The organism is Streptomyces sp. A01 (assembly GCF_059026195.1).
On sequence record NZ_JBWLKN010000003.1, the window covers coordinates 336,186 to 349,639 of the forward strand.

A 13,454-nucleotide genomic window follows, 5' to 3' on the forward strand; every position below is an offset into this window, starting at 1 on the left:
GGGGCGCCTCCGGTTCCGCCGGATTTCACACCGGCGCGTCCCGGCGCGCCGGTGCGCCGCCCCGGGCGAGCCAGCGCGCGAGGGGCAGCGTGGCGGCTCCGACGGTGACCGCGTCGGTGCCCAGGCGGCCAAGTTCGATGGTGGCGCGCTCGAAGGGGTGCGCCAGGGCGTACGAGGCGGCCGCCGCCCGTACCGCCGGAAGCAGCGTCGGTCCCAGCAACTGCCCCGCCCAGCCACCGAGCACGATCCGTTCCGGATTGAAGAGGTTGACCAGATTCGCGATGCCCGCGCCGAGGTATTCCACCGTCTCGGCCAGGAGCGCCGACGCCGTCTCGTCGTCCCGCGCCGCCGCGTCGAGCAACGCGACCACGGCGGACTCCTCGTCGCCGTCCGGCGGTCGGCCGCCCGCCTCGCGCCACCGGTCGAGCAGCGCCTCCGCCCCGACGTACGCCTCCAGGCAGCCGTGCGCGCCACAGCGGCAGCGGCGGCCCCCGACCCGCACCGTGGTGTGGCCCCATTCGCCCGCGCTGCTGGTCGCACCCCGGTAAGGGCTACCGTCCACGACGACGCAGGCGCCGACACCTGAGCCGAGCAGCGCGACGACGGCGTTCCTGGCGCCGCGCCCGGCGCCGAACCACATCTCCGCCTGGCCGAGGGTCTTGGCCCCGTTGTCGATGAACAGCGGCAGGTCCGTGGAGCGGCGCAGCAGCGCCTCCAGGGGCACCGCGTCCCAGCCGACCGCCTGCCCGTGCACCACGGCGCCGCCGTGACCTCCGGCCGGTCCGTACCCGTCGGCCATGCCGTACGGGCCCGCCTCCTCGCGGGTACGCGCGCCTGGGGGCGCGTACCCGTCGGCTCGCTCTCCCCCCGTCCCGGTGTCATACGTACCGTCACCAGCACGTGGAGGCACGCCGGTTGGCGGGCGCGCCGTGACGTCCCAGGGGGCACCGCCGCGAGATGGGCGCACGCCACCGCACGAGCCTTCCCCGCTGGGCGCTTTCGCCGCGTTAACGTCGTTTTGTGCGTTCGCGCTGCCCCGCCTCCCGTCGTGTGTCCCCGGCTCCCCGTCACCGCCCGATCCCGCATGGGCCCCATCGCCTGACGTGCCGTCAGCGTCCGCGCCCGGGTGAGGCACGGCGGGGCCGCGGGCGCGCCACCCCGGATACCCGCCGGGGCCGGACGTGCCCGTACCGCCCGCCGCCGGACCGGCCCCTGACCACACACCGGGGCCCGGCCCGGCCAGGGCGGCGCCCGCGACAGCGCCCCGCGGTCCCGGCCGGGGTCCGGGGGCCGATCCCGCGTCCACGATGCCGGGCACACCGATGCCCACGCCGAGCACGTCAGCGGCCGGCGCCCCCGCGTCGGCGAGCACCGCGGTCAGGCCGTCCAGAATCAGCCGGACGACGTGTGCGACGTCGTGGCCGTGGTCGGACAGTGGCCGCTCGGTGCGGGCCAGCTCGGTGAGCGCGAGGTCGAACAGCTCGACGCGGACGCGGGTCTCGCCCACGTCGACGCCGATGAGCAGAGCGCTGCGCGGGGCGACGCGCAGCAGCGTGCGGGGCCGCCCGCCGTCGGAGCCGACCGAACCGGCCTCCTCCACCAGACCGTCGGCGACCAGCTCGCCGACGACGTTGCTGACCGATCCCGAACTCAGTCCGGTGGCCGGCCCCAACTCCTGTCGACTCAAAGGGCCTTCGAAGTACAAGTGCCGCAGCACGGCCGAGCGGTTGGAGCGCCGCAGGTCGCGCACGGTGCGGCGAGGTGTTTCGCGCATGGTGGTTCCCTCCCGCCCCGAACCTACCCTCGCGCGCGCTCTTGACGGCTACTTCTCTCACTACTTAACTCACGGCCTGAGATTAGCCGTGATGTCGTTCAGAGGCCGAACGAGCAACCCCGGAGAGGGGCCACAATCATGCGCAGAATCCGAACGGCCGTAGCCGCCGCCATCGCCACCGCACTCACCGCCGCGACCGCGACAGGCTGCGGCGGCGGCACCGCGACCAGTGACAGCGCCAGCAACGACAACCCGAGGACGCTGACGTACTGGGCCAGCAACCAGGGCAGCAGCCTCAGCCATGACAAGTCGGTGCTCGGCCCCGAGTTGAAGAAGTTCGAGAAGCGGACCGGCATCAAGGTCAAGCTCGAAGTCATCCCCTGGGCCGACCTGCTCAACCGGATTCTCGCCGCCACCGCGTCAGGGCAGGGCCCGGACGTCCTCAACATCGGCAACACCTGGTCCGCCTCGCTCCAGGCCACCGGAGCCCTGATGCCCTTCGACCAGGCCACGCTGGAGAAGACCGGCGGCGCCCAGCGGTTCGTGCCCTCGGCCCTGGCCGCCACCGGCGCGAAGGGCGAGCCCCCGACGGCCGTGCCGCTGTACTCGCTCGCGTACGCCCTCTACTACCACAAGCAGCGGTTCAAGGACGCCGGTGTCACGACGCCCCCGGCCACCTGGGACGAACTCGTCACCACGGGCAAGAAGCTCACCGGCGAAGGCCGTTACGGGCTCGCCATCGAGGGCGCCAACCTCGCGGAGAACGCCCACCACGCGTTCGTCTTCGCCAAGCAGCACGGCACGGACTTCTTCGACGCCTCGGGCAAGCCGCACTTCGACAGCCCACAAGCGGTGAAGGCGGTCAAGCGGTACATCGACTTCATGGCCAAGGACAAGATCGCCGCGCCCGGCGGCGCCGAGTACGCCGCGAACCAGTCGCTGCGGGACTTCGCCACCGGCAAGTCGGCCATGCTGATGTGGCAGGCGGCGGCCTCCACGCTGCGGTCGCACGGCATGAAGAGCGGCGACTACGGCGTGGCGCCCATCCCCCTCGGGACCAAGAGCGCGACCGGCGGCCAAGGCGTCAACTCCATGGTCGCCGGCATCAATCTGGCCGTCTTCAAGAACACCGACAACCGCGACGGCGCCCTGAAGTTCGTGAACTTCATGACGAGCACCGAGGAGCAGCGGACCCTCAACGCCGCGTTCGGCTCGCTGCCCCCCGTCAAGGCCGCGCAGCGGGACAAGGCGTTCGGCACGCCCGACCTGACGGTGCTGCGCGACACCCTCACCCAGAGCGCCGCACCGCTGCCCCAGGTCCCCCACGAGAGCCAGTTCGAGACCCTTGTCGGCACCGCCATGAAGGAGCTGTTCGCCGACGCCGCCGCAGGGCGCTCCGTCACCGAGGGCAGCGTCAGGGACCGCCTCGCCAAGGCCCAGCAGCAGATGCCGAAGTGAGGGCGTCCCCGATGTCCGTCACCACCGGAAGCGACGCGCCCGCGGAGCCCGGGCGCGAGGAGCCCGCGCGACCGCCCCGCCGGGTACGCGCGCGCGTACCCGCGCGAATGCGCCACTCCGCGCTGCCCTATCTCCTGCTGCTGCCCGCCCTCGCCCTCGAACTCCTCATCCACCTCATCCCGATGGGCGTCGGTATCGTGATGAGCTTCAAGGAGCTCACGCAGTTCTCCATCCGGGACTGGTCGTCGGCGCCCTGGGCCGGGCTGGAGAACTTCCGCGTCGCGGTCGACTTCGACGCCCCCGTCGGCGAGGCGCTCCTCCACTCCTTCGTCGTCACGTGCGCCTTCACCACGCTCGCCGTCGGCCTGTCCTGGCTGCTCGGCGTGGCCGCGGCGATCCTGATGCAGGAGCGGTTCCGCGGCCGTGGCCTGCTGCGTGCCGTCTTCCTCGTGCCGTACGCACTGCCCGTCTACGCGGCCGTCATCACCTGGTCGTTCATGTTCCAGCGGGACAACGGGCTGGTGAACCACGTGCTGCACGACCAGCTGGGGGTGACCGACAGCCCCTCGTTCTGGCTGATCGGTGACAACAGCTTCATCGCGCTCGTCGTGGTGTCCGTCTGGCGCTCGTGGCCGTTCGCCTTCCTGTGCCTGATGGCGGCGTCGCAGAACATCCCGCGCGAGAGCTACGAGGCGGCGCAGCTCGACGGGGCGGGCATCTGGCAGCAGATCCGGCGGATCACCCTGCCCGCGCTGCGGCCCGTCAACCAGGTCCTGGTGCTCGTGCTGTTCCTGTGGACCTTCAACGACTTCAACACGCCGTACGTGCTGTTCGGCGAGTCGGCTCCGGAAGCCGCCGATCTGATCTCCATCCACATCTACCAGTCGTCGTTCGTGACCTGGAACTTCGGCGCCGGAGCGGCGATGTCCGTCCTCCTGCTGCTGTTCCTGCTGGTCGTCACGGCCGGATATCTGCTGATCACCTCGCGGGGAAGGAAGAGCGCCGATGTCTGAGGCCGTCAAGACGCGTACCCCCACCGGGCCCGATCCGGTGCCGGAACCGGGCGCGGCCCTCCCCGCCCGCCCCGTCAAGCGGCGCTCCCCCACGGCGCCGCCGGCGTCCTTCATCTGGACCCGGCGGATCGTGCTAACCCTGCTGGCCGTCTTCGCCCTCACCCCCGTCTACGTGATGCTGAGCAGTTCGCTGAAGCCGCTGGAGGACGTGCAGGGCTCCTTCCAGTGGATTCCGGACAACCTCACCATCCGCCCGTACATCGATATCTGGGACACCGTCCCCCTCGCCCGCTACTTCGTGAACTCCCTGATCGTCGCGGGCGCGGCGACGCTGTGCTCGGTGACGGTGGCCGTCTTCGCCGCGTACGCGGTGAGCCGCTACGGCTTCCGGGGCCGCCGCCTGTTCACGGTCACGGTGCTGTCCACCCAGATGTTCCCGGGCATCCTCTTCCTGCTGCCGCTCTTCCTGATCTTCGTCAACATCGGGAACACGACGGGCATCGCCCTGTACGGCTCGCGCGGCGGGCTCATCCTGACCTACCTCACCTTCTCGCTGCCCTTCTCCATCTGGATGCTCGTCGGCTACTTCGACGCGATCCCCCGCGATCTCGACGAGGCGGCGCTCGTCGACGGCTGCGGCCCGCTCGGCGCGCTGCTGCGTGTCGTCGTCCCGGCGGCCGTGCCCGGCATCGTCGCCGTCTCCGTCTACGCGTTCATGACCGCCTGGGGCGAAGTGCTGTTCGCCTCCGTCATGACCAACGACACCACCCGGACGCTCGCCGTCGGGCTCCAGGGCTACGCCACCCAGACCAACGTCTACTGGAACCAGGTCATGGCCGCCTCGCTCGTCGTCAGCGTGCCGGTCGTCGCCGGGTTCCTGCTCCTCCAGCGCTACCTCGTGGCCGGACTGACCGCCGGCGCCGTCAAGTGACCGTCCGAAAGGCAGATGTGACCAGCGTGAACGACCTGAACTCGCTCCCCGCCGACTTCCTCTGGGGTGTCGCCACCTCCGCCTACCAGATCGAGGGAGCCGTCGCCGACGACGGCCGGGCGCCCTCCATCTGGGACACCTTCAGCCACACCCCCGGCGCCACCCACGCGGGCGACACGGGGGACACCGCCTGCGACCACTACCACCGCTGGCGCGAGGACATCGCGCTGATGCGCCAACTCGGCGTCACCGCCTACCGGTTCTCCCTCTCCTGGCCCCGGGTCGTCCCCGGCGGCTCAGGGCCGGTCAACGCGCCGGGGCTGGACTTCTACGACCGGCTGGTCGACGGCCTGCTCGATGCGGGCATCACCCCGTTCGCCACCCTCTACCACTGGGATCTGCCGCAGGCGCTCCAGGACCGGGGCGGCTGGCCGGAGCGGGAGACCGCCGAGCGCTTCGCCTCGTACGCCTCCGTCGTCGCGGCCAAGCTCGGCGACCGGGTGCCGGACTGGATCACCCTCAACGAACCGCTGTGCTCGGCGTGGATCGGCCACCTCGACGGCACCATGGCGCCCGGCTTGAGCGACCTCACCGCCGCCGTGCGCGCCTCCTTCCATCTGCACCTCGGTCACGGCCTGGCCACCCAGGCGATCCGGGCCCAGGCCCCGGGCGCCCGCGTCGGCATCGTCAACAACCTCGGCCCCTGCGACCCCGCCACCGACGACGACATCGCCGCCGCCCTGCGCAGCGACGGCCACACCAACCGCTGGTGGCTCGACCCGCTGCACGGCCGCGGCTACCCGGCGGACATGCGCGAGCTGTACGCCGTGGACCTGCCGGAACGCCCCGGCGACCTGGCGACGATCGCCGCTCCGCTGGACTGGCTCGGCCTCAACTACTACTTCCGCAACGTCGTCGCCGACGATCCGCGGGGTCCCGCCCCCCACGCCCGGCAGGTCACCCCGCCCGGTGCCCGGTGCACCGCCATGGGCTGGGAGGTGTACGCGGACGGTCTTGAGCGGATGCTGGTACGGCTGCGGGAGGAGTACGGCGCGCGGCGCGTCTACGTCACCGAGAACGGCTCCGCCTACCGCGACACCGTCGGCCCCGACGGCCACATCGACGACCCCGAGCGGACCCGCTACCTGGAGGAGCACCTCGCCGCCTGCGCCCGCGCCGCCCAGCGCGGCGCCCCGCTCGCCGGGTACTTCGCCTGGTCGCTGCTGGACAACTTCGAGTGGGCGTACGGCTACGACAAGCGCTTCGGGCTCGTCCACGTCGATTACGCGACCCAGGCACGCACCATCAAGGGCAGCGGCCACCGCTACGCGGACATCGTGCGCACCCACCAGCGCCAGGCCCAGCGGGCGGCCTGACGGCCGACCGGCGAGGAAGCCGTCCGGGCGCGGTACGCGGACGAGAAGCGGCGGCCGGGGTGGGGTGGCCGGCCGCCGCTTCGATTCTGTGGTGCTGGTCCGCGCGTGGCTGGGTCAGCAGCCGTAGTCGACGAGGTCGAAGGTCTCGTAGTGGTCGGCGGTGTAGTAGTCCTCCTTGGCGGAGTCCCCGGTGACGATGCGGCGGGCGCCGCGGTCGTCGGAGCCCGGCGTCTTCACCGTGTACTCGTGGTAATACCCCTCCTGCTGCTGAGGCAGTACACCCTCGCGGTTCTGGAAGACGGTGCCGTCCTGCGGGTACGGGTAGGGGCCACCGGCCTCGATGAGGTCCAGGGTGTCGTGGGCTTCCTTCGGCAGTTCCGAGGCGCAGATGTCGCCGACGGCGGCGACGGATACGGAGGCCGCCGAGACAGAGGCCGCTGAGACGGGGGCCGTATGCGCGGCCGGGGTGGCCGCTACGGCGGGTCCACCGATGAGAAGGGTCGAGGCGAGAGCGCCGAGGGCGCCGATCCGAGCGATCCGTGGGGGAATTCTCATACGCTCTAGCATGACGCGCGTAGACAGTGGCATGTCAACGTCAACAAGGGGATGTTTCCCAGGAGTTCACAGGATTCACGCAGACCCTGTCCGGCTGACGAGGTTTTTGCCCCAGAGGCAAAACTTTTGCCTGTCAGGCACAGCGGGGCCTATACCGGAACCATGACCACGCTCCCCGACGAACCGGCAGGCGAGCTGTCCACCGTCGCTCCCCGGCTGCGCGACCTGCGGCGCCGCAGCGGACTCACGCTGGAGGCCGCCGCCCAGCGCGCCGGGCTCTCCCCGGCACACCTCTCCCGGCTGGAGACCGGCCGCCGCCAGCCCTCACTGCCCATGCTGCTCGCGCTGGCCCGTACGTACGGCACCACGGTATCCGACCTGCTCGGCGAGATGCCGCCGGAGCGGGACCCGATCCTGCGCGCCAAGCGGATGGAGGCGTCGCAAGCCGGAGGCTGGACGTACTGGCGGGCGGGCGGCTCGGGCCGGGCGATGCAGGCCCTGCGCGTGTACGTGCCGCGCGGCCAGGGTGCGCAGGACGACCTGGTGCGGGTGCACCCGGGCGAGGAATGGCTGTATGTGACTAGAGGGCGACTGCGGCTGACGCTCGGCGACTCCGCACACCTCCTCGACGTCGGCGACGCGGCCCACTTCGACTCGCTGACCCCGCACCGCATCGCGGCCGCCTCAGCGGGCGGCACTGAACTGCTGTTCGTCCACACGCTGCTGCAAAGCGGAGCGGCCGAACTCTGCCTCGGCGATGACACCCAGCGCGGAAGGACGGTCAGAGCATGAGCGACGGCACACCGGACACCGGCAAGGGGGACGAGGACGGAGCCATGGACAAGGCCGCGAACACGACCGCGAACGAGCCCGTCAACGAGGCCATGAACGAGGAGGACCGGGCTCCCTGGGGCATGACCATCCGGGTCACCTTCTACCTCGTGGGTGTCCACATCTTCGCGGCCTTCCTCTTCCTCCTCTTCCACCTCGGCGCCAAGTAGCCGCCCGGCGGCGGGGGCGGTCACCGGAGCCCGGGCGCCTCCCCCACCACGGCGGACCGTCAGGGCCGTTCAAGCAACCGTCCGGCGGGCGCGCCCAGCGCGCCCTCGTCGACGATCTTCTCGCCGCGCAACCAGGTCGACCTGACGACACCGTGCAGCGTCTTTCCGGCGTAGGCGGTCACCTGGTTGCGGTGGTGCAGCGCGACCGGGTCCACGGTGAACGTCTCCTCCGGGGCGAGGACGGCGAAGTCGGCGTCCCGGCCCGCCTCGATGGCGCCCTTGGCGGTGAGCCCGGCCAGCGCCGCCGGGGCGGTGGACATCCAGCGCGCCACGTCCGCCAGCCCGTGGCCACGGTCGCGGGCGGCCGTCCAGATGGCGGGCAGCCCGAGCTGGAGCGAGGAGATCCCGCCCCACGCCTGGCCGAAGTCGCCGGTCTTCAGCTCGGCGGTGCAGGGCGAGTGGTCGGAGACGACACAGTCGATGACACCGTCCCGCAGCCCCTCCCACAGGGCGTCCTGGTTGGCCGCCTCGCGGATCGGCGGGCAGCACTTGAACTCGGTGGCCCCGTCCGGGACTTCCTCCGCCGTCAGGGTCAGGAAGTGCGGGCAGCTCTCCACGGTGATCCGCACGCCGTCCCGCCTGGCCTCGGCGATCAGCGGCAGCGCGTCGGCGGAGGACAGATGCAGGACGTGCACCCGGCCACCCACCTCCCTGGCGGCGGCGATCAGCGTCGCTATGGCCTCGTGCTCGGCGGCCCGGGGGCGGGAGGCGAGGAAGTCCGCGTAGCGGGGACCGCTGGGCTGCGGGGCACCGGCGAGCTGATGCGGGTCCTCGGCGTGCACGATCAGCAGGCCGTCGAAGCCCGCGACCTCCTCCAGCGCGCTGACCAGCTGCGCCCGGTCGAGCTGCGGGAACTCCTCCACGCCGGACGGCGAGAGGAAGCACTTGAAGCCGAAGACTCCCGCGTCGTGCAGCGGCCGCAGTTCCTTGACGTTGCCGGGGATGGCTCCGCCCCAGAAGCCCACGTCGATATGGGCCTTCGGGCGGGCGACGTCCCGCTTGACGTCCAGGTGCGCGGCGGTCGTGGTGGGGGGAAGGCTGTTGAGCGGCATGTCGAGCAGGGTGGTGACGCCCCCGGCGGCGGCCGCCCGGGTCGCGGTCCAGAACCCCTCCCACTCGGTGCGGCCGGGGTCGTTGACGTGCACGTGCGTATCGACGACGCCGGGCAGCAGGGCGTCGTCGCCCAGTTCCACCACCCGTGCGCCCCCGGGCGGCGGCGCGTCGTGGGGCAGCACGGCGACGATGGTCCCCCCGGCGACGGCGACCGACGCGGGCCTGGTGCCTTCGGGCGTCACGACGCGCGTCGAGCGCAGCACCAGATCGGCGCGAGCGGCATCCCGCCCGGCCGCCGCACCAGCCGGACCGGGCGCGGCGGCCGGCTGCCGGGCCCCGGTCGTCTGTGACCCCTCGGACGCTTCGGACACGGTGGCCCTCCTCCGCTGCTTTCCCGCCGATTTCAACGTTCTGTTGAAGGAGTCTTCACGCGGCATCCGCTTCCCGTCAAGAGCCGGCCTGACGTTACGGCCGACACCACGGGGCCCTTCCCTGCCTGCTGGAGGATTCCACAAAATAGAATCTACTTTCCACAATGCAGAATGTAGCTATCCCCACGGCTGCCCACAGCGCGCTCCGCCGCAGCCCTCGGCGATGCGGGCGAACAGCCCGCTACCGGCGATAACAGCAGGGGACAGGGCACTGTGGCGGGCTACAGGGGCGGGTAGGCTGCCGGTTGGCCGGTCTGCCGGGCCGCACAGCGCGCCAGCCGACCACACCCGCCTCGAAAGGAAGCCGACGTGCCGCCGTCCGCCCGCTCCACGACCGCCGCCACCGCCAACTCGGGTGGCGTCCAGTCCCTTGAGCGCGCCTTCGACCTGCTGGAGCGGATGGCCGACGCCGGAGGCGAGGTCGGGCTGAGTGAGCTGTCGAGCAGCAGCGGCCTTCCGCTGCCCACCATCCACCGGCTGATGCGCACCCTGGTCGCATGCGGCTACGTACGGCAGCAGCCCAACCGCAGGTACTCGCTGGGGCCCCGGCTCATCCGGCTCGGCGAGAGCGCGTCCCGGCTGCTCGGCACGTGGGCCCGGCCCTACCTGGCCCGGCTGGTGGAGGAGACCGGCGAGACCGCGAACATGGCGCTGCTCGACGGCGACGAGGTGGTCTACGTCGCGCAGGTTCCGTCCCGGCACTCCATGCGCATGTTCACCGAGGTCGGCCGCCGGGTGCTGCCGCACTCGACCGGCGTCGGCAAGGCACTGCTCGCCCACACGCAGGACGACGAGGTGCGGGCCCTGCTGGCCCGTACCGGCATGCCGGCCGCCACCGACAAGACGATCACCACGCCTGAGGGCTTCCTGGACGCGCTGCGGCAGGTGCGGGAAGCGGGGTACGCGGTGGACGACAACGAGCAGGAGATCGGCGTGCGGTGCCTCGCCGTGACCGTGCCCGACTCCCCCACGGCCGCCGCCATCTCCATCTCAGGCCCGGCAGGTCGGGTCACGGAGGCCGCGACGGCCACCATCGTGCCGCTGCTCCAGGAGGTCGCCGTGGACCTGTCCGCGGCGCTCACCAACGCGAACCCCGCATAAGCGGGCATCCCGCACCAGCACGCGTCCCGTACAAGAGAGCGGCGGGACAACAGGCGTCCCGCCGCTGTCCCGCCATCGACCGGGCGGCCGGGCGCCTCGGGCCCGGCCGGGTCCGGCCAGCACAGGGGTTCAGCGGCCCCCGTCACGCTCCCGCTGGTGGGACATGTCCCCGAACTGGTCTATCGCGACCCGGACCGCCGTCATCGAATGACTCAGCGCGCTCACCGAGCCGAGGGCGCTGGCTATCAGCAGCAGCGAGCGACGGAGCCCCGGCACCTGGGGACGCCCCTGGCGCAGCATCGCGTCAAGAGCCGCCAGCTCCTCGTCGGCTATCAACCGGTCAGGCAACTCGGCCGGATAAGCGGCCAGCTCCCTGCGTAACCTGGATACCGCACGCCACAGTTCTGACGTTCTCGGGTCCTCGTCGATGCCGATCGCTCGTCTGTGTTCCACGGCTACGGCGCCCTCCAGTACCGAGACTTCGGAAGGCCCACCGCACCTCGCATCATCGCTTGGCAACACTGACCGTCTCCCCATCCCATGTGTCTGCCCCGCAGCCCTTCGCGCGCGGGTGCACGCGAAGGCCGCAGATCAGTTAACGCCACTCTCCGCACGGCGCGCTATACAGAGGGCGAAATTCAGTCGCCAGGGGACGGTGCGAACGATGAATCAGGACATCTCTTCGTCGACCTCAAGCACGTTGCGCCACACCGTGAGGTCGATCTTGATGTAGTCGCTGGGGTCGGACTTGGGAGCGAAGCCGTTGAAGGTCACCAGACCGATATGGCCGGACCCGGTCCGCACACAGATCTGCGAGCCCTTCGAGATCCGGGCGAAGTCGATCGAGGTGGTGAACCGGGTCTCGTCACGGCAGGTGTCGAGGGACCCCTCCTGCGCGTTGTTCAGCAGGACCAGCTTGGAGTCGGTCGACTCGGCGTGCACCTCCTTGGTGCCGAAGTTGTCGTAGTAACGGAAGTCGTGGTCCGTGTCGGGGCTGTTGTCCGGTTTCACCGGATCAGCGGCGAAGTACAGGTGGTAGTCGATCGGCAGGTTGATGCCGTTGAACTGGACGGGCTCCGGGTTCGGGACGACGTTCGGCTTCTCCGACTCCTGGCCCTGGTCGTCCGTCGCGTCGTCGCTCGGCGTCCCGCCGGTGTCCGCGGACGGGCCCTCGCTCGACTTGTCGTTCCGCGTGCTGTCGTCGGCCTGGTCCGACTTCTTGTCGTCGTCCTTGAACAGCACGTACGCGGTGCCGCCACCCGCCGCGGCGAAGACCAGCAGGCCCGCCACAGCCAGGGCCACGGCCTTGCCCTTGCCGCGCTTGCGTACGGACGGCGGGGCGCCCACCCCGACGGTACCCAGGGAGGTGCCGGGGTGCGGGGCGGGGTCGTGCGTGGCGCCGGGCCCGGCGACCGGGGTGGAAAGCGCCGTCGTGGAGAAGGCGGGCGGGCCGTAGCCGGGCGGCGGCGTCCCCGGCTGCTGGGCCTGCGGCTGAACAGGCTGCTGCGGGTGCGCCGACTGCTGCGGCTGCGCCGGGGGGTACGCGTACGCCGCGGGGACCGGCGCCTGCGCGGGCGGCGGCGTCGGAGCCTGGGTGGGCGGCGGCGTGGCGGGGGCGTGCGAAGGAAGCGGCGTGGGCGCCACGTTCGGCATCGAGGCCACGCCCGCCACCGGGGCGGCGTGCGGGGGCGGCGGCGTCTGCCGGGGGGCGGGCGCGGGCGCGCGCCCGCTGATGTCGGCGGCCACGGCGCGCGGCAGCCAGTCCTCCGGGCGGCGCAGCTGCGTCTCGGCCGAGGCCACCCGGCACATCTGGAGGATGTCGGCGACGGACGGCCGCGCCGACGCCTCCTTTCGCAGGCATCCGCTGACCAGCTCGCGCAACTCCTCGGGCACGCCCGTCAGATCGGGGTCCTCGTGCACGATGCGGTACAGCACGCCGTGCGAGGTCCCCTCGCCGAAGGCGGGCGAGCCGATCGCCGCGTAGGCGGCGACCTGGCCGAGCGCGAAGATGTCGGTCGCCGGGGTGACCTTGGCTCCGGCCGCCTGCTCGGGGGCCATGAAGGTCGGCGTGCCGACGGTGACGCCACTGCTGGTCAGCGAGGTGGCGTCGGCGGCGCGGGCGATACCGAAGTCGATGACGCGCGGGCCGTCGTCGGCGAGCAGCACGTTCGACGGCTTGAGGTCGCGGTGCACGATGCCCGCGCCGTGGATGACCTGAAGCGCCTCGGCTATCCCGGCGACGAGGAACAGCACCGTGGACACCGGCAGTTTGCCGTGCAGGCTGACCGACTCGGCGAGCGAGGGGCCGGGCACGTACGCGGTGGCCAGCCAGGGCGTACGGCCCTCCGGGTCGCTGTCGATGACGGGAGCGGTGTACAGGCCCTGCACCCGCTGGGCCGCCTTCACCTCCTGCCGGAAGCGGCGCCGGAACTCGGGGTCCTCACTGAACTCCGGCCTGATGATCTTGATGGCGACGGCCCTGCCGCCGGGCGTGTACGACAGGTACACCTTGCCCATGCCGCCGGAACCGAGTTTCGCACTCAGCCGGTAACCCGCGACCGAGGTCGGGTCATCGCCTTCAAGTGGCTTGAACACCCCTGCGGAATCCGCGCTATTCATCAACTATCGTCCCCCGGGCCCATTCAGGGCGGCGCTGTATGCCTGCACTCGACAGCGGTGACCTTATCGGAAGCGGCCAACG

The 13,454-nt window shown here is 71.4% G+C and carries 11 protein-coding genes and 2 pseudogenes; 7 read left to right on the top strand and 6 right to left on the bottom strand.

The window, feature by feature from the left end:
* Positions 1 to 25: 25 nt before the first annotated feature.
* Both AC5P1B_RS05800 and AC5P1B_RS05805 read right to left on the bottom strand, forming a co-directional pair.
* Positions 26 to 763, bottom strand: a pseudogene (locus AC5P1B_RS05800) (ROK family protein); the annotation flags it as partial.
* 537 nt (positions 764 to 1,300) lie between these two features.
* Positions 1,301 to 1,774: pseudogene (locus tag AC5P1B_RS05805) on the bottom strand (MarR family transcriptional regulator); the annotation flags it as partial.
* Between the two features lie 138 nt (positions 1,775 to 1,912).
* On the opposite strand from AC5P1B_RS05805, the gene AC5P1B_RS05810 reads away from it, so the two are divergent.
* From AC5P1B_RS05810 to AC5P1B_RS05825, 4 genes are read left to right on the top strand one after another with little or no spacing between them, the layout of a single operon-like run.
* Complete coding sequence (locus AC5P1B_RS05810; protein WP_493885276.1) at positions 1,913 to 3,232, top strand: ABC transporter substrate-binding protein; 1,320 nt, start codon at positions 1,913 to 1,915, stop codon at positions 3,230 to 3,232.
* A gap of 11 nt (positions 3,233 to 3,243) precedes the next feature.
* Positions 3,244 to 4,245 carry a carbohydrate ABC transporter permease gene (locus tag AC5P1B_RS05815; protein ID WP_493885278.1) on the top strand — a complete coding sequence of 334 codons (1,002 nt, stop codon included), beginning with the start codon at positions 3,244 to 3,246 and terminating at the stop codon, positions 4,243 to 4,245.
* Positions 4,238 to 5,176: a carbohydrate ABC transporter permease gene (locus tag AC5P1B_RS05820; protein ID WP_493885280.1), complete on the top strand. Its 939-nt coding sequence runs from the start codon at positions 4,238 to 4,240 to the stop codon at positions 5,174 to 5,176. Before AC5P1B_RS05815 ends, AC5P1B_RS05820 begins: the two co-directional genes overlap by 8 nt.
* Before the next feature lie 26 nt (positions 5,177 to 5,202).
* Complete coding sequence (locus tag AC5P1B_RS05825) at positions 5,203 to 6,552, top strand: GH1 family beta-glucosidase (RefSeq protein ID WP_493885282.1); 1,350 nt, start codon at positions 5,203 to 5,205, stop codon at positions 6,550 to 6,552.
* A gap of 114 nt (positions 6,553 to 6,666) precedes the next feature.
* Here the strand turns inward: AC5P1B_RS05825 and AC5P1B_RS05830 are convergent, their stop codons facing one another.
* Complete coding sequence (locus AC5P1B_RS05830; RefSeq protein WP_493885284.1) at positions 6,667 to 7,107, bottom strand: ribonuclease; 441 nt, start codon at positions 7,105 to 7,107, stop codon at positions 6,667 to 6,669.
* A gap of 162 nt (positions 7,108 to 7,269) precedes the next feature.
* On the opposite strand from AC5P1B_RS05830, the gene AC5P1B_RS05835 reads away from it, so the two are divergent.
* Positions 7,270 to 7,899, top strand: coding sequence for a helix-turn-helix domain-containing protein (locus tag AC5P1B_RS05835; RefSeq protein WP_493885286.1), 630 nt, complete (start codon positions 7,270 to 7,272; stop codon positions 7,897 to 7,899).
* The gene (locus AC5P1B_RS05840; RefSeq protein ID WP_493885288.1) at positions 7,896 to 8,108 is read left to right on the top strand and encodes a DUF6126 family protein; all 213 of its coding nucleotides are present in this window, start codon (positions 7,896 to 7,898) and stop codon (positions 8,106 to 8,108) included. The genes AC5P1B_RS05835 and AC5P1B_RS05840 overlap by 4 nt, the downstream gene beginning before the upstream one ends.
* Before the next feature lie 59 nt (positions 8,109 to 8,167).
* Here AC5P1B_RS05840 and allB read toward each other — a convergent pair whose 3' ends face one another.
* Positions 8,168 to 9,487, bottom strand: coding sequence for an allantoinase AllB (gene allB, locus AC5P1B_RS05845; protein ID WP_493885451.1), 1,320 nt, complete (start codon positions 9,485 to 9,487; stop codon positions 8,168 to 8,170).
* Between the two features lie 474 nt (positions 9,488 to 9,961).
* Here allB and AC5P1B_RS05850 point away from each other — a divergent pair, with 474 nt between their 5' ends.
* Positions 9,962 to 10,753: an IclR family transcriptional regulator gene (locus tag AC5P1B_RS05850; RefSeq protein WP_493885290.1), complete on the top strand. Its 792-nt coding sequence runs from the start codon at positions 9,962 to 9,964 to the stop codon at positions 10,751 to 10,753.
* A 129-nt stretch (positions 10,754 to 10,882) separates the two neighbouring features.
* Here AC5P1B_RS05850 and AC5P1B_RS05855 read toward each other — a convergent pair whose 3' ends face one another.
* On the bottom strand, positions 10,883 to 11,206 hold the full coding sequence (locus tag AC5P1B_RS05855; protein WP_493885292.1) for a DUF5955 family protein: 324 nt from the start codon (positions 11,204 to 11,206) through the stop codon (positions 10,883 to 10,885).
* A gap of 216 nt (positions 11,207 to 11,422) precedes the next feature.
* Entirely contained in the window at positions 11,423 to 13,372 is a 1,950-nt protein-coding gene (locus AC5P1B_RS05860; protein ID WP_493885294.1) for a serine/threonine protein kinase, read from the bottom strand.
* Between the last annotated feature and the right edge of the window lie 82 nt (positions 13,373 to 13,454).